Source organism: Pseudomonas sp. MAFF 730105 (genome assembly GCF_055380705.1).
On the sequence record NZ_AP018438.1, the window covers coordinates 3,447,059 to 3,470,984 of the forward strand.

General features: G+C 61.8%; 21 protein-coding genes and 1 pseudogene. 10 read left to right on the plus strand and 12 right to left on the minus strand.

The annotated features are described in order from the left end of the window. Positions 1-48 precede the first annotated feature (48 nt). From PCOSP_RS15110 to ligD, 4 genes and pseudogenes are all read left to right on the plus strand, one after another. Positions 49-1,442 (plus strand): annotated as a pseudogene (locus tag PCOSP_RS15110) (iron-containing redox enzyme family protein). Between the two features lie 9 nt (positions 1,443-1,451). Then, positions 1,452-2,453, plus strand: coding sequence for a methyltransferase (locus PCOSP_RS15115; RefSeq protein WP_175386032.1), 1,002 nt, complete (start codon positions 1,452-1,454; stop codon positions 2,451-2,453). Beyond that, positions 2,425-3,588, plus strand: a complete 1,164-nt coding sequence (locus tag PCOSP_RS15120; RefSeq protein WP_464708852.1) for a carboxylate-amine ligase — start codon at positions 2,425-2,427, stop codon at positions 3,586-3,588. The genes PCOSP_RS15115 and PCOSP_RS15120 overlap by 29 nt, the downstream gene beginning before the upstream one ends. Further along, the gene (gene ligD / locus PCOSP_RS15125; RefSeq protein WP_464708854.1) at positions 3,585-6,188 is read left to right on the plus strand and encodes a DNA ligase D; all 2,604 of its coding nucleotides are present in this window, start codon (positions 3,585-3,587) and stop codon (positions 6,186-6,188) included. The genes PCOSP_RS15120 and ligD overlap by 4 nt, the downstream gene beginning before the upstream one ends. A 161-nt stretch (positions 6,189-6,349) precedes the next feature. Here ligD and PCOSP_RS15130 read toward each other — a convergent pair whose 3' ends face one another. Next, positions 6,350-6,961, minus strand: coding sequence for a Yip1 family protein (locus PCOSP_RS15130; RefSeq protein ID WP_175386034.1), 612 nt, complete (start codon positions 6,959-6,961; stop codon positions 6,350-6,352). 169 nt (positions 6,962-7,130) lie between these two features. Here PCOSP_RS15130 and PCOSP_RS15135 point away from each other — a divergent pair, with 169 nt between their 5' ends. Further along, entirely contained in the window at positions 7,131-7,631 is a 501-nt protein-coding gene (locus PCOSP_RS15135) for a CinA family protein (protein WP_175363347.1), read from the plus strand. A gap of 75 nt (positions 7,632-7,706) precedes the next feature. Here the strand turns inward: PCOSP_RS15135 and PCOSP_RS15140 are convergent, their stop codons facing one another. After that, complete coding sequence (locus PCOSP_RS15140; RefSeq protein ID WP_139645666.1) at positions 7,707-8,564, minus strand: SDR family oxidoreductase; 858 nt, start codon at positions 8,562-8,564, stop codon at positions 7,707-7,709. A gap of 189 nt (positions 8,565-8,753) precedes the next feature. On the opposite strand from PCOSP_RS15140, the gene PCOSP_RS15145 reads away from it, so the two are divergent. Next, entirely contained in the window at positions 8,754-9,158 is a 405-nt protein-coding gene (locus PCOSP_RS15145; protein WP_464708856.1) for a VOC family protein, read from the plus strand. A gap of 242 nt (positions 9,159-9,400) precedes the next feature. On the opposite strand, the gene PCOSP_RS15150 is transcribed toward PCOSP_RS15145, so the two are convergent. Continuing rightward, on the minus strand, positions 9,401-10,549 hold the full coding sequence (locus PCOSP_RS15150; RefSeq protein ID WP_175363344.1) for a MalY/PatB family protein: 1,149 nt from the start codon (positions 10,547-10,549) through the stop codon (positions 9,401-9,403). A gap of 186 nt (positions 10,550-10,735) precedes the next feature. Between PCOSP_RS15150 and PCOSP_RS15155 the strand changes: the two genes are divergently transcribed. After that, positions 10,736-11,500, plus strand: coding sequence for a hypothetical protein (locus PCOSP_RS15155; protein WP_464708857.1), 765 nt, complete (start codon positions 10,736-10,738; stop codon positions 11,498-11,500). Positions 11,501-11,538: 38 nt separating this feature from the next. Further along, entirely contained in the window at positions 11,539-12,246 is a 708-nt protein-coding gene (locus PCOSP_RS15160) for a methyl-accepting chemotaxis protein (RefSeq protein ID WP_373682480.1), read from the plus strand. Between the two features lie 13 nt (positions 12,247-12,259). Here PCOSP_RS15160 and PCOSP_RS15165 read toward each other — a convergent pair whose 3' ends face one another. The 3 genes from PCOSP_RS15165 to PCOSP_RS15175 all read right to left on the minus strand — a co-directional run bounded on the left by PCOSP_RS15165 (position 12,260) and on the right by PCOSP_RS15175 (position 15,788). Then, positions 12,260-14,497: a xanthine dehydrogenase family protein molybdopterin-binding subunit gene (locus PCOSP_RS15165; RefSeq protein WP_464708858.1), complete on the minus strand. Its 2,238-nt coding sequence runs from the start codon at positions 14,495-14,497 to the stop codon at positions 12,260-12,262. 12 nt (positions 14,498-14,509) lie between these two features. Then, on the minus strand, positions 14,510-14,983 hold the full coding sequence (locus PCOSP_RS15170; RefSeq protein ID WP_139645676.1) for a (2Fe-2S)-binding protein: 474 nt from the start codon (positions 14,981-14,983) through the stop codon (positions 14,510-14,512). A 196-nt stretch (positions 14,984-15,179) separates the two neighbouring features. Further along, positions 15,180-15,788: a LysE family translocator gene (locus PCOSP_RS15175; RefSeq protein ID WP_464708860.1), complete on the minus strand. Its 609-nt coding sequence runs from the start codon at positions 15,786-15,788 to the stop codon at positions 15,180-15,182. A 115-nt stretch (positions 15,789-15,903) separates the two neighbouring features. Between PCOSP_RS15175 and PCOSP_RS15180 the strand changes: the two genes are divergently transcribed. Then, positions 15,904-16,773, plus strand: a complete 870-nt coding sequence (locus PCOSP_RS15180) for a LysR family transcriptional regulator (RefSeq protein ID WP_139645680.1) — start codon at positions 15,904-15,906, stop codon at positions 16,771-16,773. 2 nt (positions 16,774-16,775) lie between these two features. Here PCOSP_RS15180 and PCOSP_RS15185 read toward each other — a convergent pair whose 3' ends face one another. From PCOSP_RS15185 to PCOSP_RS15195, 3 genes are all read right to left on the minus strand, one after another. Continuing rightward, positions 16,776-17,729: a sensor domain-containing diguanylate cyclase gene (locus tag PCOSP_RS15185; protein ID WP_175386038.1), complete on the minus strand. Its 954-nt coding sequence runs from the start codon at positions 17,727-17,729 to the stop codon at positions 16,776-16,778. Positions 17,730-17,732: 3 nt separating this feature from the next. Then, positions 17,733-18,731 (minus strand): response regulator, encoded by a 999-nt coding sequence (locus PCOSP_RS15190; RefSeq protein ID WP_139645684.1) that lies wholly within the window; start codon positions 18,729-18,731, stop codon positions 17,733-17,735. Positions 18,732-18,974: 243 nt separating this feature from the next. Beyond that, positions 18,975-19,403 carry a DUF2628 domain-containing protein gene (locus PCOSP_RS15195; protein ID WP_139645685.1) on the minus strand — a complete coding sequence of 143 codons (429 nt, stop codon included), beginning with the start codon at positions 19,401-19,403 and terminating at the stop codon, positions 18,975-18,977. A 258-nt stretch (positions 19,404-19,661) separates the two neighbouring features. On the opposite strand from PCOSP_RS15195, the gene PCOSP_RS15200 reads away from it, so the two are divergent. Next, positions 19,662-20,588 carry a Gfo/Idh/MocA family protein gene (locus PCOSP_RS15200; protein WP_464708861.1) on the plus strand — a complete coding sequence of 309 codons (927 nt, stop codon included), beginning with the start codon at positions 19,662-19,664 and terminating at the stop codon, positions 20,586-20,588. 119 nt (positions 20,589-20,707) lie between these two features. Here PCOSP_RS15200 and PCOSP_RS15205 read toward each other — a convergent pair whose 3' ends face one another. From PCOSP_RS15205 to PCOSP_RS15215, 3 genes are all read right to left on the minus strand, one after another. Further along, the gene (locus tag PCOSP_RS15205) at positions 20,708-21,859 is read right to left on the minus strand and encodes an acyl-CoA dehydrogenase family protein (RefSeq protein ID WP_139645689.1); all 1,152 of its coding nucleotides are present in this window, start codon (positions 21,857-21,859) and stop codon (positions 20,708-20,710) included. Positions 21,860-21,863: 4 nt separating this feature from the next. Beyond that, the gene (locus PCOSP_RS15210) at positions 21,864-22,970 is read right to left on the minus strand and encodes an enoyl-CoA hydratase/isomerase family protein (protein ID WP_464708863.1); all 1,107 of its coding nucleotides are present in this window, start codon (positions 22,968-22,970) and stop codon (positions 21,864-21,866) included. A gap of 133 nt (positions 22,971-23,103) precedes the next feature. Continuing rightward, on the minus strand, positions 23,104-23,811 hold the full coding sequence (locus PCOSP_RS15215) for an HPP family protein (protein ID WP_139645693.1): 708 nt from the start codon (positions 23,809-23,811) through the stop codon (positions 23,104-23,106). Positions 23,812-23,926 lie beyond the last annotated feature (115 nt).

Sequence of the window (23,926 nt, forward strand, 5' to 3'; positions counted from 1 at the left end):
GAAGAGACGTGCTGATTCAGCGTCCTGCCAAGCACCCATGAGGCCCTTATGACTGCGCTGACAACCCTTCACCGACCCGCCACCGAGCGACCGTTTACAGATCCGTTTACTGCCGCCGGAAACATGCGCCAATGCTACGAGCGGTTGCTCCAGGGCCCGGACGATGCCGACCGGCAAGCCGTGGCCCGAGGCTTTCTCCAGTCATGCCTGGAAAAGGCCGCGGCGCTGCCCCAGGCAATGCCCGACGATCCCATGGCCCTGCAGGCCTGGGTCGAGCAGCACAGTGCCGGCGTGGCCCGGCAATACGGTGATTATCTGGAGCGGCGCAAGAATGGAGGGGCGCGGGAGTTTTTTACCAGCAAGGCCCACGCCTTGTACTTTCTACAGGCGGTCGCACCGACCAAGCTGGTGGACGGCGCCTGGTTGTATGGCGTGCTCAAACACTGGCACGACCACCGCTTTGAAGGACTACTGTGTACCTACCTGGAAGAGTTGGGCGACGGCGTCCCGGCGCAGAACCATGTGGTGATCTACCGCAAGCTGCTCGCCGAACACGGCCTGGCAGACGCCCCGGACATCGACGATGAGCGCTACCTGCAAGGTGCGGTGCAACTGGCGCTGGGGTACGCGGGCGATGAATACCTGCCGGAAGTCATCGGTTACAACCTGGGCTACGAGCAACTGCCCTTGCATCTGTTGATCAGCGCCTACGAGCTGAGCGAACTGGACATTGACCCGTATTACTTCACCCTCCACGTGACCATCGATAACGCCAGCACCGGTCACGCCTACAAAGCTGTGCAATCGCTGTTGCAACTGATGCCGATGGAAGCCGACCGCGACGCCTTCTGGCGGCGGGTGACCCTGGGGTATCGCCTCAATGACCTGGGGCAGGGCAGCCGGGCGATCATCGAGTTCTTCGACCTGTATCGCGAAGTCCTGGACATGCTCGAACGCAAACGCCCGTTCGGCCAGCACATGCATTCCGATTACTGCAAGTTCGAGGGCAAGACGGTCAACCAGTGGCTGGCGGTGCCGGGCCAATTGGAAGGTTTTCTCGACGCGCTGCAAGGCAAAGGCTGGATCCGGCGGCATGAAAACCCACAGAACAGTCGGTTCTGGACCCTGATCGAAGGGGCCGGCGCGGCGATGTTCGGGTGTTCAGCCCCTACGAAAAACAGCTGTTGCACGATTGGATCGCCGGCGACTGGCTGGACGAGGGCTCCCGTGCGGCGCCCCGGCGCAACCACGGTGCCGCCAGCGAGCCGCCAACGCCAGCGGAAGATCCCGATGTTCAAAGTCTGCAGCAGGCCCTGCGTGGCCAATCGCCCGACCAGCAGATGCAGACGTTGATGCCCTGGCTTTCGCCCCGTTGCCACAGCCATCCGGCCGGGTTACTGGCGACCCGTCGGTTCATCGAACTCAAATCCGTACTGCGCTAGGAGCCCTGCATGAATCAGGAAGACCGCCTGTCCGAACCCGACCTGGCGCTGCTGCAGCTGGGCCGTCGCCTGCAAGCCGACGGGTATCGCTTCATCACGCCAACGCCGTTGACCCACGAACGGGTCAACCAGCGGCCCGGCAACGAGCGTTCCAGGACGTTGCGCGACGTCTTCGGCTGGTCGCGACCATTTGCGCCGGGGCTGATTTCCGCCGATGAGCAGCGTCAGCTGCAAGAAGCCGAGGTGCTGGAGGAACGCCAGGGGCTGCTCCACAGCCGGGTGCGTTGGTCGAGCCTGGACGGGTTGCTGTTTGCCCATTCGGCATTTCCTACCCAGTCCAGTGATGCGGTGTTTTTCGGCCCGGACAGCTACCGCTTCGCGCAGCTGATCCACACCCATCTACAACAGAACTTCACGGCGGTGCATCGGGCCGTGGACATTGGCTGCGGCGCCGGTGTTGGAGCGATTGTGATTGCCCGGGCCCGTCGCGAGGCTCAGGTGCTGGCGCTGGACATCAACCCGCTGGCCCTGCGCCTGAGTGCGGTCAACGCCGCGTTGGCCGAAGTCGGCAACCTCGAGATCGCTCACAGCGACCTGCTGCAAGACGTGGACGGCCAGTTCGACCTGATCGTCGCCAACCCGCCGTACATGGCCGATCCTGCAGAGCGTGCCTATCGTGATGGTGGTGGCGTCCTCGGCGCCGGGCTGTCGTTGCGCATTGTCGAGCAGGCGTTGCCCCGCCTTACGCCGGGCGGCTCTCTGGTGCTCTACACCGGCGTGGCGATGGTCGATGGCCGTGACCCGTTCCTGGAGGCGTTGGGTGCGTGGCGCGACTCGCCGGAATTTGGCTGGACCTACAAGGAATTGGACCCGGACGTCTTTGGTGAAGAACTGCTGACACCGGGTTATCGGGACGTGGAAAGGATCGCCGTGGTGGCGTTGGTGGTAACCCGCATTGGCGCGGGATTCGGAGGGATTATCGATGAACAGGCGTCTGAAGTTCGGCATTGAAGAGGAGTATTTCATCACCGATCTGCAAACCCGCTGCATGCCCGAACAACCGTCTGAGGCCGCGGTGGCCGAATGCCGGATCGAGCTGGGCAAGCATTTCGCCCATGAAATGTTCCAGAGCCAGGTCGAGGTGGCGTCGCCCATCTTTCGCAGCCTGCCCGAAGCCGCCGATTACCTGACCGAGGTGCGCGCCGGACTGACCCGACGCTTGGCACCCCATGGCCTGGGGCTGATCAGCGCCGGCTCTCACCCGATGGCCACTCAGCGATTGCAGCCCACCGATGAACTGCACTTCCAGCAACTGTTCGATGATTACCAGCGGGTGGCCCGGCGCAGCGTGCTGTCGGGCCTGCATGTGCACGTCGAGGTCCCGGCCGACCGGGATCGGGTGCGGGTGATGAACGAGGTCTTGCCCTGGCTGCCGATGTTTCTCGCGTTGAGCGCTTCGTCACCGTTCTGGAACGGTGCGTATAGCGGCTTCAACAGCTACCGCCAGGTCGCCTGCGATGAGTGGCCGCGCATGGGCGTCCCGGAGTTTTTCGACGACGAGTCGGCGTTTGCCGAGTACGTCGATTTGCTCATGCGCACCGGCTCGATTCGCCAGGCCAGCGATTGTTGGTGGGTGATTCGACCTTCCTCGCATTTCCCCACTCTGGAAATGCGTATCTGCGATGCCTGTCCGCGGATCGACGACGTCCTGTGCCTGGTCTCGCTGTTTCGCCTGATGGTGGCCCATGCCATTGCCCAACCCAAGCCCGGGGCACGCTACAGCCAGACGTCCCAATGGATCCTCAAGGAAAATCGCTGGCGGGCCAAGCGCCACGGGATCCTCGCGGAGTTCATCATCGAGGGACAGGAGCAGCCGATGCTCATCGGTGAATGGCTGACCCTGGCCGAGCAGACCTTTGGTGAAACGGCCGCGACCCTCGGGGTGAGCGACGTGTTCAAGCAGGCGCGGCGGATCGTGCAAGAAGGCACCAGTGCCGACCGGCAAGTGGTGCTCTACGAGCAAGGGCTGCTGCTGGGGGATACGCCTGTGCAGGCCCTTGGCCGGGTCGTCGATCAACTGGTGTCGGAAACCGCCGGGCTGCCCGTGGCCGGTCCCACGCTACAGCAAGTCGCAGGTGGCCGATGACCAGCAAGAGCCTCGATGACTACAACCGCATGCGTGATTTCGCCGCCACCCCGGAGCCGGCGGCGAAGCGCTCACGCAAGTCGAAGAAAAGCGCCCACGCCTTGCAGTTCTGCATCCAGAAACACGACGCCTCGCGGCTACATTATGACTTTCGCCTGGAGCTGGACGGCGCGCTGAAGAGCTGGGCGGTACCCAAGGGACCGAGCCTGGACCCCAAGTCCAAGCGCCTTGCGGTGCATGTCGAAGACCATCCACTGGATTACGCGACGTTCGAAGGCAGCATTCCCGAAGGCCATTACGGCGCGGGCGATGTCATTGTCTGGGACCGGGGCGTGTGGATCCCCCAGGGCGATCCACATGAGGCCTACGAGAAAGGGCGGCTCAAGTTCGAGCTGCAAGGCGAGAAGCTGGCCGGCCTGTGGAACCTGGTGCGCACTCACATGCCGGGCAAGCAGGAACAGTGGTTCCTGATCAAGCACCAGGACGACGCAGCCCGGCCCGAAAGTGAATACGACGTGGTGCAGGCCGAGCCGGACAGCGTGCTCAGCGACCGCACCATCGTGCCCAAGCGCCGTGGCAAAGCCGCCGCTGCCAAAGCGGTGAAACAGCCGGATAAAGCCGCCAGGCCCAAACCCAAGTCATCGAAGAAAACCTCGACAACCACTCTCAGCGGCGCAGTAGCCGGACCGCTGCCCGAGACGCTCAAACCGGAGCTGGCAACCCTTGTGGAAAGCGCCCCCGACGGCGAATGGCTCTACGAAATCAAATTCGACGGCTATCGGGTCATGGCTCGCATCGAAAACGGTGATGTGCGCCTGATCACCCGCAACGGCCACGACTGGACCCACAAGTTGCCCAGCCAAGCCAAGGCGCTGGCCGGACTCGGGCTCGAGTCGGCCTGGCTCGATGGGGAAATGGTGGTGGCCAACGAACAGGGCGTGCCGGATTTCCAGGCCCTGCAAAATGCCTTCGACGCCGGCAGCAGTGGCAAGATCGCTTATTACCTGTTCGACCTGCCTTACCTCAACGGCATGGACTTGCGCAAAGTGCCGGTGGAGCAGCGCCGGGCTGCGCTGGCGGCGGTGCTGGAGCGTAACGAGGACCCGTTGCTGCGTTTCTCCGATGCTTTCGAGGAAACCCCGGAGGCGTTGCTCAACAGCGCCTGCCAGATGCAGATGGAAGGGCTGATCGGCAAGCGCGCGGGCAGTGCCTATGTGTCCCGGCGCAGCAGCGATTGGATCAAGCTCAAATGCAAGAACCGCCAGGAGTTCGTGGTGGTCGGCTTCAGCGAGCCCAAGAGCGCTCGCAGTGCTTTCGGCGCGTTGCTGCTGGGGTTGCATGACGCCGACAGCGGCGAACTGCGTTATGCCGGCAAGGTCGGCACCGGGTTCAACGAAACCACCCTCAAAAGCATTCACCAGCAATTGCTGCCCCTGGAGGCGAAAAAAGCGGCCGTGGCGAATCCGCCCACCGGCTACGAGGCCAAGGGCGTTCACTGGCTCAAGCCGACGTTACTGGCCGAAGTGGCGTATGCCGAGATGACCAAGGAGGGGTCCGTGCGCCACGCGGTATTCCATGGCTTGCGCAGCGACAAGCCGGCCAAGGAGATTACCCAGGAACGCCCGAAAGCCGTGGACGAGCCAGCAGAGGCCGCAAAAAAACTGGCCAAATCCGCTACCAAGACCAAGACCGCTCAGGCCCCGGCGATGGACGGCAAGGTTCGGATCACCCACCCCGACCGGATTATCGACGCCACCACCGGTACCACCAAGCTGCAACTGGCTGAGTACTACGCCAGCGTCTCTGAATTCATTCTGCCGGAACTGGCCGATCGCCCGGTGGCGTTGGTGCGGGCGCCGGACGGGATCGCCGGCGAGCTGTTCTTCCAGAAGAACCCCGAGCGCCTGGCGATTCCCGGCATTACCAGCCTGGACAAGGCACTGACCGGGCAGCCGGTGATGATCATCAACAATGCCGAGGCCCTGATCGGCGCGGTGCAGATGAGTACGGTGGAACTGCACACCTGGAATGCCACCGCCGTGGATCTGGACAAGCCGGATCGTTTCGTCCTCGACCTCGACCCGGACCCGGCACTGCCCTGGAAAAGCATGGTGGAAGCCACCCAGCTGACCTTGTCGGTGCTCGACGAACTCGGCCTCAAGGCGTTTCTCAAGACCAGTGGTGGCAAGGGCATTCATGTGGTGGTGCCGTTGACCCGCAAACTCGGCTGGGACGAGGTCAAGGGGTTCAGCCACGCCATTGTCAGCCATATGGCGAAGCTGCTGCCGGACCGCTTCTCTGCGGTATCCGGGCCGAAGAACCGGGTAGGGCGGATCTTCATCGACTACCTGCGCAACGGTCTGGGCGCCACCACCATCTGCGCCTACGCCGTCCGGACCCGTGAAGGGCTGCCAGTGTCGGTGCCGATCTTTCGGGAGGAAGTGGCGGAGCTCAAGGGGGCGAACCTGTGGAATGTGCACAACGTTCATGAGCGTCTGGCGGAAGTGGGGCACGAACCCTGGGCCGACCTGAGGAAAACCCGCCAGAGCATCACGGCCGACATGCGTCGGCGGATTGGGATGAAGAAAACGGATAAGTAATAGGGATTTTCAGTGGACTTCTGTGACGAGGGGATTTAGCGAAGCGTCGCACCGCCCCGCTGGGGCGCGAAGCGGCCCTAAGATTTTGGGGCCGCTGCGCAGCCCAGCGGGGATAAATCCCCTCGCCACAGAAGCATCCGCCGAAGGACCCCATCGGCTGATCAACCCACCGGAAACCGCAAGTATTCCGGCTGCAACACGTTGAACCACAGCAGGATCATCTCCACCAACATGGTCACCAGGACCAGCAACCCAACCCCCCAGACACTCGCCGAATACAACAGCCCCTGTTCCTTCTTGAGGCTCATGAACTTGGGCAGGCCGATAAACAGCAGGTAGCTCGAATAGGCCGAGGCCACCAGCAGCACGGCCACCGCCAGCCAACGGCTGGGGTAAAGCCCGGAAAGCCCGGCCAGGAAATACGGGGTGGCGGTATAAGCGGCAAAGCCGATGCACTGGTTGACGGTCGGGCGTACCTCGAAGGTGCGTGACATCCAGCGAATGAACAGGCCCATGAGCGCCACGCCGGCGACGATGGTCAGGTACAGCAGCACGCACAGTTGCAGTGCGCTGTGGGCCGTGAGGCGTACCGTTTCGTTTTCGGCCAGGCTCCAACCGGTCCAGGTGGTGCCGATGAACAGGCACGCCGCCGGGATCAGGGCCAGCAACAACAAGTGGCCGAGATAATGGCGCGGGTGGGCCTGTTCTTCTTCGCGGATGTCCTGCCAGGCGAACTCGGGATGCGTGAACAGTTTGACGAAAGGTGCGGACATGACGACCTCCTGATCGAGACAGCCTCAGCGTGAGGCCCTTATGGATTTTGAGGTGTGGGAATGAGTGGGGGTTTCATTTATTTGGCGGGGCCTGCCCCGGAGGCGATCAGAGGGAATGAATCCAAGCGGCAGGGGTCAACCCATCAGCATCCCAGAAGGACTCTGTACCATGACTGTCGCCCATTCCCTGGTTGATTACTTGCGAGCCCATGACTTGCGCCTGACCACGGCCGAATCCTGTACCGCTGGCCAGATCATCACGCTGCTGGCGGAGGTGCCGGGCAGCGGTTCGCTGATCGAAAGCGGTTACGTGGTGTATTCCCCCGAGGCGAAACAACGGCTGTTGGGCGTGAGCCCGCGCACCATCGATACCTTCAACCTCACCAGTCGCGAAGTGGCGCAGGAAATGGCCCTCGGCGCGTTGCACGATGCCAACGCCAATGTGGCGGTGGCCACCACCGGCATCCTCGGACCGGACGACATGGATGGCATTCCCGCCGGCACCGTGTGCTTCGCCTGGGCCTTCCAGATCAATGGCAAGCGGGCGCTGTTCAGCCGCCAGGAGCGTTTTTTCGGCACGCGTGGGCAGGTGCAGTTGTGGGCCGCCGAGCACGCGCTGCTGCAACTGCGGCACTTTCACCAGCGGGCACTGGCGGGTGAGTACCGATAGGGCATCTCTGTGGCGAGGGCGCTTGCTTCCTCGCCACAAGAAAATTCGCCACAAGGGAAGGGGAGGCTGCATGGGTTACAGGATCGGCTTGCCCCCGGTTATCCCATACCGTGACCCGGAGATGTAGCTGGACTCATCCGACGCCAGCAGCACATAGATCGGCGCCACTTCCACCGGTTGGCCCGGGCGCCCCAGGGGCGTCTGGGAACCGAAGTTCTGAACCTCTTCCTCAGGCATAGTCGCGACAATCAGCGGTGTCCAGATCGGCCCCGGCGCCACGCTGTTGACCCGGATGCCCTTGGGCCCGAGCATCTGCGCCAGACCGCCGGTGAAGTTGGCGATGGCACCCTTGGTGGTGGCATAGGCCAGCAGGGTCGGTTTGGGCATGTCGGAGTTGACCGAACTGGTGTTGATGATCGAACCACCGGCTTTCATGTGCGGCACAGCGGCCTGGCAGATCCTGAACATCGACGTGATGTTGATATCGAACGTGCGTACCCATTCCTCATCCGGAATGTCCTCCAGATGCTCGTGGGTCATCTGGAATGCGGCATTGTTGACCAGGACGTCGATGCGTCCGAAGCGCGCGACGGTCTCATCGACGACTTTGCGGCACTGGGCCTTGTCCGCCAGGTCGCCCGGCAACAACAGGCACTGGCGGCCAGCCTGCTCGACCCAGCGGGCGGTTTCCCGGGCGTCTTCGTGCTCATCCAGATAAGAAATGGCCACGTCCGCGCCTTCACGGGCAAACGCGATTGCCACGGCGCGACCAATGCCGCTGTCGGCACCGGTGATCAAGGCGATTTTGCTCGCCAGACGCCCGGAACCGGTGTAACTCTGTTCGCCACAATCGGGATACGGGTCCATTCTTCGCTGGGAGCCAGGCACCGGTTGGCTTTGTTTCGGGAAAGGCGGGGTAGGGTAGTCGACCATGTCGTTCTCCAGGCAAGGTGTGGATGCGATGGAGGGTGGACCGCGGTTTTTTCGGCAGAGTTCGGTTGGATCGTTCAGCCGGTCGATGAGCGTTGCGCAGGGCGTTTCGTCGACCAATAGTGACCCACAGCGAATGTTGGAGAACAGGAATTCTCCAATGGCCATAGGTCATGCAACAAGGAGATGGGATTGTTCAGTCATATACAGATCGGCGCGCGCGACTTGCCAAAGATGATCGCTTTCTATGATGCAGTCCTTGGTTGCCTGGGACTGGTGCGCATGGACAGCGAAAACGATTCTGGCCCGCCCGGAGAAGGCTGGCACCATCCGGGCAAGCGCTGGCCCCAGGTATTCGTGCAACAGCCCTTCAACGGCTTGCCCGCCACGTGGGGCAACGGCATGCAAGTCAGCTTCGCCGCCGACTCACCGCAAACCGTGCGCGCCGCCTGGGAACTGGCCATTGCCATGGGGGGCTTCGACGAAGGCCCGCCTGGCCCGAGGCCGCAGTACTCGGAAGGCTACTTTGGCGCCTATTGCCGGGATCCTGAGGGGAACAAGCTGTGTTTTGTATATGCGCCGGATCTGCATGAATAACCACTGATCCGACTGTGGCAAGAGGGATCTGTGCTTTGGGATGATTGTGGCTAACGGACTTTGTGGCGAGGGGATTTATCCCCGCTCGAGTGCGAAGCGCTCGCCCAGGGATTCTCTGTGCTGGAAAAGCGGGGGTTGCTACGCAACCCAACGGGGATAAATCCCCTCGCCACAGATAAATCCTTCTGCCACAGGTACATCCTTCTGCCACAGATAAATCTCATGCCACCTTATTCCAACAATCAGCGCCGAGCCTTGAGGCTCTTCTCCATTCGCGCAATCCCTTCTTCCAGCAGTGCCCGCGGACAGCCGAAGTTCAAGCGCACGAACTGCTGGGCATCGTCGCCAAAATCCAGCCCGGCGCTCAGCCCTACCTTGGCTTCATGGAGGAAGAAGGCCTGTGGATCGTCCAAGCCCAACCCCGAGCAATCCAGCCACGCCAGGTAGGTGCCCTGGGGCACGGTCATGGTGATGCCGGGCAGGCGGGTCTGCACCGCATTGACCAGGTAATCACGGTTGGCTTGCAGATACACTTTCAACGCTTCGAGCCACGGACCGGCCTCGCTGTAGGCCGCCCGGGTCGCTTCCAGCCCCAGGGCGTTGACGCTGTCCACCATACCGGCACGGGCGTTGTTGACCCGTTCGCGCACCTTGGCGTTCTGGATGATGGCGAACGAGGTTTTCAGCCCGGCGATGTTGTAGGCCTTGCTGGCGGACATCAGAGTGATGGTGCGCTCGGCGATTTCCGGGCTCAGGGTGGCGGTGGGAATGTGCACCCGGCCGTCGAAGCACAGCTCGGCATGGATCTCGTCGGAGATGATCCAGGCATCCTGCTCCAGGCAGGTGTCCGCCACGGCCTTGAGTTCTTCGCGACCGAACACCTTGCCCAGCGGATTGTGGGGATTGCTCAACAGCAGCGCGCCACCACCGTGCAAGGCCTCGCGCAATGCCGCCAGGGGCGTGTGGAATTCGCCGTTGACCGGATTGAAAGGCAACTCCACCTTGTTCAACTGCCAATGGCCCGGCGCATTGCGCAGCGGCGGGTAGTTGGGCACCTGCACCACGACATTCTGCTGTGGTTCTACCAGCCCATGCAGGGCCATGTTGAAACCCGGCTCCACACCCGGCAGGAACACGATCTGCTGGGGCTCGACCCGCCAGGCGTACTTGTTCCAGAGGTCAGTCACGATGGCCGCACGCAGGTTGTCCTGGGCCACGCTGTAGCCAAGCATCGGATGCTCTAAACGCTTGCGCAGCGCATCGATGACCACGGGCGGGGCGGCGAAGTCCATATCGGCCACCCACATCGGCAACACATCGGCCGGGTAGCGACTCCATTTGGTGCTGCCGGTACCGTGGCGCTCGAACACGGGGTCGAAATCGAAAGTCATGGCGGTTCCATCAGGTCAGGGAATTGGGATGACGGCCATGATAAAGCAAACATCCTGCAGGAAAAGATCGATGGCTTACTATCATTCCGTAGTGGCAATTGGCTACAGTTGCATTCCGACATGCCGATAGCGGTTGCGCGCGGCATCGCTCACGGAACCCATCAGGTACATGAAAAGGACATTCCCATGACATCGCCGGCGCGTTTCAACGACCACCACCGCAAAGCTGATCGCATCATGCTGGGGTTGCTCTGGCTCACGCTGCTGTACTCTCTGGGCCTGGCCTTCATGTATTCGACCTTCCTCCAGGCGCTGCTGGTGGGGGCGACGACCTGCCTGTTGACCACCGCGCTGTACCGTGGCCTGGGCGGTACGCGGCTCATGCGATGTGTCATCGCCGTGGCACTGATGGTCATGGCCGCCTTGCACATCAATCAGACGCATGGCGTCGTCGAATTCCATTTCGGGATTTTCGTCCTGCTGGCCGTGTTGACGTTCTACCGTGACTGGCTGCCCATTGTCGTGGCCGCCGCGACGATCGCTGTTCACCATCTTGGCTTCCACTGGCTGCAGCATCAGGGATTCCCGGTATTTGTCATGGCCGACCACGGCAGCTGGGGCATGGTCTTCGTCCATGCCTTCTATGTCGTGGTGGAGAGCGTGATCCTGATCTACCTGGCGAACCAGAGCCTGATGGACGCTACGGAAAACCAGGATGTACTGGACAAGGTACTTGCGGCCGCCGCGCAGCTCAGCAGCGACGCCGACAACCGGCGCAGCCAGGGCATCAAGGTGTCTTCGGGGAACGCTTCGATCATTTCCTGCGGCAGGTCACCCAACTGGTGGATGGCGTGGTACGCGATACCCGTAATCTTTCCGACCTTGGCCAGGATTTGTCCCAGGTCGGGCAGACCTTGGAAAGCGGCGCCCGGCACCAGTTGGATGAAGTAGCACAGATGAGCGGGGCGATCGGTCATCTGGTCCAGGCCATGGAGAACATTGCCGGCCACGTCGACCAGACCCTACAGCGCGCCGGGCAGGCCAACGAGCAGGTTACCCGGGGACGCAGCACAGTGGACCAGACCCGCGAGGAAATCGTCGAACTGGCCGCACGCATCAATCTGACCAACGAAACCGTGCGAGTCCTGGCCGATCAGGCGCAACAGATCGGCCAGGTGCTCGATGTGATCAACGGCATTGCCGAGCAAACCAACCTGCTGGCCCTGAACGCGGCCATCGAGGCCGCCCGGGCCGGTGAGCAGGGGCGAGGGTTTGCGGTGGTGGCCGATGAAGTGCGTAGCCTTTCACAGAAGACTTCGACATCCACCACGGAAATCCAGCAGATCATCGCTAAGCTGCAGCAAGGCAGCCGTCAGGCCGCTGTCGCCATGCAGGACAGCCGGGACGGCGTGGAGCGCTGTGTGTCCGCCAGCCAATTGGCTTCGCAACTCTTGCACGCCGTGGTGGAGGACATCGCGGTGATCAACCATTTCAACGACTTGATCGCCAGCACCACCCAAGAACAGTCCAAGGCGTCGTTGGGTCTCAACGAGCGCCTGCAAACCGTGCAGGCCGTGGCTGAGCGGAACGCCGACAACATCGGCATCCTGACGCGCAGCAGCCAATGCCTGCCACCGTTGGCGGAACGCTTGGCGGTGTTGGGGCAGGCGTTCCATGGGAAAGCCGGAGCCGCTTGATCGAGCTACTCAGTCACGTCAGTTGGAACGGCAACTGACGCAGCGGCTTGCCCGTCAGGCTCGCCAGCGCATTCGCAAAGGCTGGTGCCAACGCCGGCAGGCCGGGTTCACCCATGCCGGTGGGTGGATCGGCGCTGGGCACGATGTGAATCGAGAATTCCGGTGTATCGGTGATGCGTGGCACGCTGAAATCGGCGAAGTTGCTTTGCTGCACGAGGCCGTCTTTCAAAGTGACGGCACCGCCCGGCAGGCACATGGACAAGCCCATGAGAGCCGCACCCTGGACCTGCGCCTCGACGCTGCGCGGGTTGACGGCGAGGTTGCAGTGCACGCCCGCGGTCACCTGATGCAGCACCGGACGGCCGTTCTGTACCGAGGCCTGGACCACGTAGGCCACCACTGAGCTGAACGACTCGTGCACCGCCACCCCCCAGGCCCGGCTTTCGGGCAGTTGATCCTTGCCGTAACCACTTTTGTCCACTGCCAGTTGCAGCGCGGCGCGATGGCGTGGGCTTTGATCGGCAAACAACTTCATCCGATAGGCCACTGGATCCTGCCGGGTTGTCCGGGCAATCTCATCGATCAATGTTTCCATCACGAAGGCCGTATGCGTGGAGCCCACGCTGCGCCACCACAACACGGGAACGTTGAGCTTGGGATGATGCACCGTCAGGCGCATCGGCAGCGGATAAGGGTTGCGCAAACCTTCCGTGGCCGTAGGGTCGATGCCGTTCTGCACCCGGGCGCCGAACATCGTGTCGGCGAGGATCGATTGCCCGACCAGCACGTGATCCCAGGCCAGGACGTTGCCGTTGTCATCGAAACCGATCCGCGCGCGGTGCAAATGCATGGGGCGGTAGTAACCGCCCTTGATGTCGTCTTCACGACTCCACAGGGTGCGAATAGGCGCATCGAGCCCGGCGGTGCGGGCGGCCTTGGCGACTTCGCAGGCGAGCACGACGAAGTCGCCGGAAGGTACACCACGCCGGCCAAAGCCACCGCCTGCCGTCTGCACATTGACCTGGACTTGTTCGGGCTTGAGATTCAATACCCGTGCCGCCGCGACACCGTCGCCACCGGGGAACTGCGTACCGACCCATAGCTGGGCGCGGTCGCCGGAAACCTGGACGGTGCAGTTCAACGGTTCCATCGGCGCGTGAGCGAGGTAGGGGAACAGGAACTCGGCTTCCAACTGATGCGGGGCCTTGGCAAGCGGCGTCATGTCAGCATCGAAATGGAGGGGGCCGGGCCGGTTGGCCAGGTCCCGGTACTGCGCCAGTTGCTTTTCGCTGTCCACCTTCTCGACCGTGGAGGTATCCCATTGCAGCTTGAGTGCGTCGCGGCCGGTTTTCGCCTGCCAGTAGCCGTCCGCGACCACCGCCACACCTTCGGCCCCTCCGTCCAGCGGCACTCGCAGGACGGCTTTTACCCCTTGGGTGGCACGCGCCGCGCTGTCATCCAGCGAAGCGATACGGGCCCCGAATACAGGAGGGCGCGCCACTACGGCGGTGAGCTGCCCAGGCAGGTGCATGTCGATGCCGAAATCCTGCCGGCCGCTGCTCTTGGCCTTGGCATCGATGCGTGTGGTTGCCTGGCCAATGATGCGGAAGTCCTTGGGATCCTTGAGGGTGATTGTTTCAGGCACGGGCAACGCCATCGCCGCCTCGGCGAGTTCTCCATAGCTCGCTTTTCGGCCTCCAGGGCCGAACACCATGCCCGCCTGTGTACTCAGGCTCGCCGCATCCACATTCCAGCGCGCAGCCGCCGCCGCGAGCAACATGGCGCGAGCGCGAGCGCCCAATTCACGGTATTGGGTGTAGCTGTTCTTGATCGAGTTGGAGCCACCGGTGATGTGCATGCCGAAACTCGGGTCCTGATAAGCCGAGTCGTTGCTGCCGTTGCGGGTACGCACCAGGTTCCAGTCGGCATCGAGTTCTTCGGCCAGAATCATGGGCAGTCCGGTCTGCACCCCCTGGCCGAACTCCAGGCGATTGATGGTAACCGTTACTTCGCCGTTGGGCGCGATCTGCACGAACGCCGACGGTTGCTGGGTCGGCTTGAGCGCCTGCGCACCGTCGCCGGCTTGTTGTGCCAGGGCCAGGTGCGGGAATGCCCCCAAGGCCAGCCCGCCAATGCCGACGATTTTGAGAAAACTGCGCCGGGGGAGTGTGGTGAGACTGCCCATGTCGTCGTCGGTGAAGATCGATTGCAGGGTGCGGGGGAGTTCGTCAGGAAAAATGTCGTTCAGCATGGCGCACTCCGGTCAGGCGAGGGCTTTGGCGGCATCGGCCACGGCAGCACGGATACGGACATAGGTACCGCAGCGGCAGATGTTGCCGGCCATGGCCGAGTCGATTTCGGCGGCGGTGGGTTGCTTGCCCTTGGGTTGGGCCTTGAGGAAAGCGGTCGCACTCATGATCTGGCCGCTCTGGCAGTAGCCACACTGCGCGACGTCATGCTTGACCCAGGCCTCATGCACCGCCGTGCCGACCGGGTCGCTGCCGTCGGTAGCGGCTTCGATGGTGGTGATTTTCCTGCCTTCGGCGGCTGCGATCGGCGTCACGCAGGAGCGGATGGCCTGGCCGTCCAGGTGAACCGTGCATGCACCGCACAGGGCTGCGCCGCAGCCGAACTTTGTGCCGGTCATGCCCAACGTATCACGCAGTGTCCAAAGGATCGGGGTGCCAGGATCGACGTCGACCGTGTACTCACGGCCATTGATGTTGAGGGCGCTCATGGTGGGACTTGCTCCGCAAGGTTTGGCTCCGATCAACTATAGGAAGGAATCCCTCAGGCACATTGCACAATTCAGGCTGATGATTGCCCAATCCTGCGAATTGGCCTGTGGGCCTGTCCTCCTATCTTTCTGTTTGGATCGATCACTCTAAGGTACGTTGGCTCAACCCAACGTCGCTCGGCGCGGATACCTGCAGTCAGGAATGGACGGGCAGCACCAGGCCAAACGCCACGAAAAAACCGCCGCAGACCTTGTTGAACCGACGCCCGGCCAGAGCCAGCCATGGCCTGACCCGATACGCCGCCGTGGCCACGATGTACTCGACGATGAACTCCACGACGGCATAGGTCAGCGCGATAGCGGCGGTCTGGACGAGCAGGTTCCTGTGTGGATCAAGAAAGGGCGGGATAAACGCGGTGAACAGCAACAGCGCCTTGGGATTCGAGACCGCCGACAACAGGCCCTGTCGGAACAGTGACCACGGGCCGGATCCCGTCACGGCATCCACGTCCAGGGAAACAGGTGCCGACCGCCACAATCCCAGGCCCAGCCAGATGAGATAAAGCCCGCCGGCTATCTTCAGCACCATGAACCCGGTCACGGAGGCCTGGATCAGTGCGCCTAGCCCCAGGGCACACAACGAGAGCATCACGACGAAGCCCAACACACCGCCACTGATGGTGAAAAGCGTCTTGCGGTTGCCATGGATCGCGCCGTGGGTCAGGACCAGCAACGCGTTGGGCCCAGGCACCACCGCGATGCCGCAGCAGGTCACCAGGTAAAGCAGCCAGGTCTCGAAAGGCATGATGTTCTCCAGTCAAACGCAACGTCCGCCCCCCACATCCTGGGGATGAAAGCCGGTCAACGGAAGCGCATAATTCATGGCTTAGACATTCGATTATCGAATAGGGGTCGTGGACATGCCTTCCGGCGATTTGCAGATGGACTGGCTCAAGTGCTTTGTCGCGGTGGTGGACGCCGGTTCGCTTTCGGGCGCGGCCCTTGAGGTGCATCGGTCACAGTCCGCCGTGAGCATGCAGATGAAGAAACTGGAAGCGGCGCTTGGGCGGCAGTTGTTGAGTCGCGGCCCGCGGCATCTGCAGCTGACCCTCGATGGTCAGACCCTCCTGGGCTATGCGCGGCGCATGGTGGCGCTGCATGCCGAGACGCAGGCGGCTTTTCATGGCGAAGAGCTGACCGGGCGTATACGGCTGGGCGTTGCCGAGGATTACGCGGCCAAGTACCTGACGCCTGTGCTCAAGCGTTTCGCTCCCCGCTATGGGGGTGTTGAAATAGAATTGGATTGCGAACAGTCGACGACCTTGATTCCACGGGTGGTGAATGGGGACCTGGACCTGGCGCTGGTCTCCAGGGACTCCCCCCAGCGGGGTACATTTCTCTTCAAGGAACCCATGGTGTGGGTGGGGTCGCCTCAGTTCGAACTTTGGCGGCGCGACCCCATACCGATCGCGGTCTACGAAAGTGCCAGCCTGGCCCGGCGCAATGCAGTCAATTCGTTAACGCTGCAGGGCCGTCGGTATAAGGTGGTCTACAACAGTTCCAGCCTCGCTGGTCAAGTCGCGGCGGTGGAAGGTGGGATTGCCATCGCCGCCATCACTCAGTGCAGTGTCCCGGCCTCATTGCAAGTGCTCGGCAACGAACATGATCTGGGCGGCATAGAACCGATGGAGGTGTCGGTTTTTCGCAGTCGGGCCTCTCGCGGTTCGAAGGCTGTGAACAGCCTTCACGCCTTCATCATCGGTGCGTTGAGGAGCCAGCAGGCTACATAGCGCTACTCGTGCACCGTCACCCGATTGCGCCCGGTTTTCTTGGAGGTGTACAACGCCTCGTCCGCCCAGGCGATCAGGTCTGCATGGCTGTTCGATGGCTGGGTCAGGTCGGCCACCCCCAGGCTGATGGTGAAACGGATGACCTTGTCGCCGTACTGCACGTCCATTTCTTCGACGGCCTTGCGCAGACGCTCGGCAAACATCCGAGCACCGGCCTTGTCAGTGTCTGAGAGCACTACGCCGAACTCTTCGCCGCCATAGCGTCCGGCCACGTCGGAGTCACGCACGTGCTCGCGGACCAGGCTAGCGACCTGCTCGATGACCTTGTCGCCAGCCTGGTGGCCATAGGTGTCATTGACCCGCTTGAAGTGGTCGATGTCGAACATGACCAGGCTGGAGTTATTGCCATAGCGTTGATGCCGGGCATAGGTGGCCTTGAGGTTCTCTTCCCAATACCCACGGTTGTACAGGCCGGTCAGCCGATCGGTGCTGGACAACAGCTGTAGCTGTGCATTGGCGGCCTGGAGTTGATGCCGGTTGGTGGCGACATCGGTGACGTCATAGATCACCAGGCAAATATGGTTGATCTTGCTGTCGGGGGAGCGCAGGGGCAGCAGGGTGGTGTTCTGGAACATGAACGCTTCGTGGCCGGTGATCGGCTGATAGTTCTTGAACCGCACCAGGTAGGGACGCTGTTCCCAGACGGTGAAGGCAGGCGTGCCCAGGGCGGCGACGCTTTCCACCTTGCGGCTGAACCATTGCTGGTCGACTTCGGGAAACAGACTGAAGAAATGCTGGTTATGGGCATCCTTCGGCTGGACCCCGGAACGGTTCTCCATGAACGTGTTCCAGACCTGCACCCGATAGTCGCGGTCAAGCACCACCACGCCGACATCGATGCTCTGGACAATCGCCAGCAACCAGTGGAATTCGTTCAGATCAACAGGATTGTTCATGGCTCAGCTCATCAAGTAGGCGAGTTTGTGGGTCAACCGCTCGATTGAGTCTTCCGTGAACAGCAATAACAGGTCGAAGCGAATGTCGTGGCCTTCCAGGCTGTAGCTGATTTCCACGGCGAGGGTCTTTTTCCAGCGGGTCTGGTTGACCCGGATCAGCTCGTCGATCGCCGCATGCTGGCCGAGCACCTGCGGATGGCCTTGAGAGAACACCACATCGATCTGCTCGGCAATACTGCTCAGGCACGCGCCGATCAGTACGCTGGAAAGATCGAGCACCATTTCCAGGTCCGAATAATCGGCGCTCTGGCGCTGCATCAATTGCGCGATATCGGCGACTTCCGAGTCATGGAACATCAGCAGGGCTTCACCGGCGATGCCGCTACCGATAAAACCCTGGCAGATGGCTGTGAGCTGCTGGGAGCTGCCGGCGTCGGCGAGCGCCATGTGCAACTCGCCGACTTCGAGGACGTTCACGTTCGGGACCGGCAACTGCACGAAGACGCCCAGGACCTTGGCGATCAGGGCGGCGGCCCGGCCAATGGCAACGTTGACCGTCTCGCGGAATGCGTCGTGAAAATGGATGGCGGTGTTGCTTGTCGGACGATGCTGCAGCGGCGCCTGCGTGGCTTTCGTCAGCAGGCCCAGACGGCTGAGGGTCTGGCGCAATTCGTTTTCGTCGAAAGGCTTTTTCAGGAACGCCAGGGCGCCCAGTTCGCTGACGCGGCGCACCGCTTCTTCCTGGATGTCACCGGAAATCACGATGACTTGCGCTTTCAACCCTTCAGTGCGCAAGGCGCTCAACACCTGGTAGCCATCCATCTCCGGCATGGTCAGGTCGAGCAGTACCACTTGGCCCAGCCCCTTGCGTATGGCCTCCATGGCCTGGCGGCCGTTACTGGCCTCGGTAATGGATACCGACCAGTCCGCCGGCAATGCCCGTAACACTTGCTTACGGGCCATGTTGGAGTCATCACACACCACTAGGGGAATCTCTGACACAACCAGCCTCTCATCAGGGAAAGTACTAGGGCATCATGCCATAGGCTTACAAAGACCACCTAGTCATCAGGGTTATGAGCCTCGAAGAGCAAGAACGATGAGCTCGCCGGATTCTCAACGGTCTTTCCTTTGGAACAGGCGGTCTTTCTGGAAGTTCGATTCATCCGCAACGCTTTGGCCCGCAAACAAAAAGCCCGCACACTCATGACGAGGTGCGGGCTCTTGAGCGGCCGGAAGCTGCGATCAGAAACGCATGCCTTCGAACGGGTTCCAGCTTTGCTCGCCTTTGACTTCTTTCAGGTAGTACGCGTAATTGGTCATGATCGCGTACATCACCGAAAAGGCCGCGCTCATGCCCGAATCCAGCGCCCTTGGAGATTCTGTGCCCATGAGCGCAAAAATCACGCTCACTGCGATGCTGATCCCGATCATGATGCCGATCATGGCCAGGTTCTTCTTCCAGAGTCCCAGGACGAACAGGTAGATCGGGCCGAAGAAGAAGGCAATCACGTTGGCATTGATCAGCATCTTCTTCTTGAAGCCTGGTAGCGCCTTGAAGGCTTCCTTGTGTCGCGGATCGTTCGGTGCGCCATAGGTATCAAAGAAATTAAAGCGTTCCTGCCATTTGGCGCTGTATTTGCCAGTGCCTTGTACGTGTTCGGTGGTGCTCATGTTTACGGCTCCTTGATGGTCCATGCAGTGGTAAAACGTTCTTCCGCGAATTCCTGAGCGCTTTATAAGCGTTTATGCGGAAAAAAGCCCCTTCGGCGGAACAGGCGCCCGTTTGATCTGTGACGCGCATCACTCTCACTGTGCGTAGGACTACGAGGGCGTCATGACTCGCAGGAAATTCCGCTGTCCCATTGTCTGCCAGGCGATTTACGTCTAGTTTGCTGGCCGATCACAAATACAAAAAATCAGGAGTCCTAGATGCAACCGATTCGTCTCGGTCTGGTGGGCTACGGCAAGATTGCCCAGGATCAACATGTACCCGCCATCCACGCCAATCCGGCGTTTCAATTGGTGGCGGTCGCCACGCAGGGGCAGCCCTGTGCCGGGGTAGAGAATTTCAAGTCCCTGGGCGAGCTGCTCGCAAATGGCCCCCAGGTTGATGCGATTGCCTTTTGCACGCCGCCGCAGGGCCGATTCGCTCTGGTGGAGCAGGCGCTGGCCGCCGGCAAGCATGTCCTGGTGGAAAAGCCGCCATGCGCCACCCTCGGCGAAGCGATGGCATTGGTCAGCCAAGCTGGGGAGCTGGGCGTCAGCGCACTGTTTGCCTGGCATTCGCGCTACGCACCCGGGATCGAGGCGGCCCGGGACTGGCTGGCCACCCGCACCTTGCAAAGCGTGCAGATCGATTGGAAGGAAGACGTGCGCAAATGGCATCCCGGCCAGGCGTGGATCTGGCAACCGGGCGGCCTGGGCGTGTTCGACCCCGGCATCAATGCCTTGTCGATCGCGACCCATCTGTTGCCGCGGCCGCTGTTTGTCAAATCGGCACAGCTGCGGGTTCCCGATAACTGCCAATCGCCTATCGCCGCAAGCATCCAGATGTCGGATGCCCGCCACCTCGATATCCGCGCGGAGTTCGATTTCGACCACGGTCATGATGAACTCTGGAGCATCGAGATCCGCTGCACCGAGGGTACCTTGCGCCTGGATAACGGTGGTGCCCTGTTGAGCATCGATGGCGTGCGCCAGGCGGTTTCGGAGGAGGGTGAGTACGCGGCGGTGTATCGACATTTCCAACAGCTGATCGCCGACAAAGCCAGCGACCTGGACCTGCAACCGCTGCGGCTGGTGGCGGACAGCTTTTTTGTTGGCAGCCGGACGTTGGTTGAACCGTTCTACGATTGATCGCGCTGTAACAGGTAGACCGCTATCGCGAGCAGGCTCGCTGCCACAGGGTCCGTGGTGTACGCAAATATTGCGTACTCCATAGTTCCAATGTGGGAGCGAGCCTGCTCGCGATGCTTTTACACCAGGTAGTTCTTCAATTCCCGGGCGATGACCATCCGCTGGATCTCGCTCGACCCTTCATAGATCTGGGTAATCCGTGCATCGCGGTAGTAGCGCTCCACCGGATAGTCCTCCAGATAGCCGTAGCCGCCATGAATCTGCATCGCCGAAGAGCAGACCTTTTCGGCCATTTCCGAGGCAAACAGCTTCGCCTGGGAGGCTTCTGAGAGGCAGGGCTTGCCGGCGCTGCGCAAGCGGGCAGCATGGAGGATGAGCAGGCGGGCGGCATTCAGGCGGGTGTGCATGTCGGCCAACAGGTTGGCAATGCTCTGGTGCTCGATGATCGGTTTGTCGAACTGCACCCGATCCCGCGAGTAGGCCAGGGCCGCCTCGAATGCCGCCCGGGCGATGCCCAGGGCCTGGGCTGCTATGCCGATCCGGCCGCCTTCCAGGTTGGAGAGGGCGATCGCCAGGCCTTTGCCACGGGCACCCAGCAGGTTGGCCTCGGGAACGCTGCAGTTGTTCAAGGTGACGGCGCAGGTGTCCGAAGCGCGGATGCCCATCTTGTGCTCGGTACGATCGACGATGAAGCCCGGCGTATCGGTCGGCACCAGGAAGGCCGAGATGCCTTTCTTGCCCAGGTCCGGGTCCGTCACCGCGAACACAATCGCCAGTTTCGCCCGCTTGCCGTTACTGACGAACTGCTTGGCGCCATTGATTACCCACTGGCCGTCCCGCAGTTCGGCGCGGGTGCGCAGGTTGTGGGCCTCGGAACCCGCCTGGGGTTCGGTCAGGCAGAAGCAGCCAATGGCCTGTCCACTCGCCAGGTCGGCCAGCCAGGTCTGTTTCTGTTCATCGGTGCCGAAGTTGAGGACCGGCCCACAGCCCACCGAGTTGTGGATGCTCATCAGGGCGCCGGTGGCGCCATCACCCGCGGAGATTTCCTCCACTGCCAGGGCGTAGGCGACGTAATCGACGTAGGTACCCCCCCATTCCTCGGGTACCACCATGCCCAGCAGGCCCAGTTCACCCATCTTCGCCACCAGGCCATCGTCGATCCACCCGGCCTTTTCCCACGCCTGGGCATGGGGCGCGATTTCGCCACGGGCAAAGTCCCGGGCCATGTCGCGGATCATCACTTGTTCTTCAGTCAGTTCGAGGTCGTGCATGGACTCAGTTCCCGAGGTGATCAAGGCCGTCGAAGAAACTCGCCACCCGGTTCGCGTCCAGCGCGTCCAGGGTTGGCGGGTTCCAGCGTGGCTTCTTGTCTTTGTCGATCAGTAGGGCGCGCACGCCTTCGATCAGGTCGCCGCGCTCGAACCATTGCCGGTCCAGGTGCAGCTCCAGGGCAAAACAGTCTTCCAGGCTCAGGTGGCGACCACGTCGCAGCATCTCCAGCGTGACTGCCATGGCCAGGGGCGAACGGGTTTCCAGCAGCTCAGCGGTTTGCAGCGCCCACTCATGGCTGTTGGCGACGGTGACCTGGCGCAATTGCTCGACCATGCTCGGCACATCGGGCAGGGCGAAGAAGTGATCGATGGCCGGACGCAGGCTGTCCAGGGGCGGGGCCGCCAGTTGCTGCACGGCGATTTTCGCCAACAGGCTTTGCAGATCCTTGAGCGGCATGTCGCTCCATTCCAGGCGGTCGAGACGCTCGTCGAGTTGAGCGAGCTTGCGGCTTTCCAGGTACCAATCGGCCAGGCCGCAGTACAATGCGTCGGCCGCCTTTATCTGGACACCGCTGACCCCCAGGTAGATACCCAGTTCGCCAGGGATGCGCGGCAGGAAATAACTGCCGCCCACGTCCGGGAAGTAACCGATGCCGACCTCGGGCATGCCCAGGCGACTGCGCTCGGTCACCACTCGCAGGTCCGCGCCCTGTGCCAGGCCCATGCCGCCGCCCAGGACGAAACCGTCCATCAGGGCGAGAATCGGTTTGCGGTAATGGTGGATCGTCAGGTCGAGGGCGTACTCCTCGACGAAAAAGTCTTCGTGCAGCGTGTCGCCTTGCTTGTGGCTGTCGTAGAGCGAACGGATATCACCACCGGCACAGAACGCCTTGTCTCCGGCGCCGCGCAACACCACCGCATGGATCTGAGGATCGGCAAGCCAGGCATCGAGTTGCTGCTGCAAGCTGCGCACCATGGCCAGGGTAAGGGCATTGAGGCCGGCGGGGCGGTTCAGGGTCAGATGGCCGATGTGGTTGCGAACCTCGACCAACACCTCACAGGCCACGACTTCGACACTCCCTGTGGCTTGGGATGAAACCTGAGCAGTCATCGCTAACTCCCTGCTTTTATTGTCTTTATGAATTGTGTCGCGCGTATCCGGTCGGGATCGTAACAGTGCAAAATTGCCTCGCACAACCGGTATACGTGCAGGTCCTGTCTGCATATTTATAGCAGCCACAGGCTCACTCGCGACCCGACAGCACCTCCGTGATGCTGCGGCGCTTGGCATTTCGCTCGCTGGCGTGGATCAATTGTTCGAGATCTTCAGGGGTTACGTCGAAGAATGCTTCCATTTCCGCAAGAGCCAGCTTCAAGTCCTCGGCGGTGATGGCCTGGCGGTCCACGGGGGGATGGTCGGCGGGAATGACGGCCACCGGCTCGCTGGCCCGCTTCGGATAGCGCACCCGCGTCAGGTTGTTGTACGCCAGCGCACTGACGAGCAGGGTGGAACCTGCCAGCATGGCCGCGCCGAGGGCCTGCCAGTCGAGGGCGGCGACGGACGAGTCCGCCAGCACCAAGGTCGCCGCCAGGGCGCCGGCCGGTGGATGAATGCAGCGCAGCCAACACATCAATACCAGGGCCATGCCGGCTGCCAGGCAGGCGCTGCCCAATGTTCGCCCCAACACGTGGGCCACCAGCAGCCCCACGACCGAGGCACACAGGTAACCGCCGAAAATCGACCAGGGCTGGGCAAGGGCGCCCGAAGACACGGCGAACAGCAGCACGGCCGAAGCCCCAAGAGGGCCGATCAGGTGTTGCGCCACGTCGAGGCCATACACCTGGCCGCAGAGCCAGACACTGAACATGACCCCCAGGGCCATGCCGATGGCGGCGCGGCTCCATTCGGTGGGACGGGTATTGATAGCAGCGGGGAACCAGCGAGAAAGCATTGAGCACAAATCCAAAAAGCGAACAAAAAAAGGGGCTTACGGGAGAATCCCTGAAAGCCCTTTAAGTGCTCCAACAATTGGGGAAGGAACGCCGCACAGTGTGACGCCCAGCATC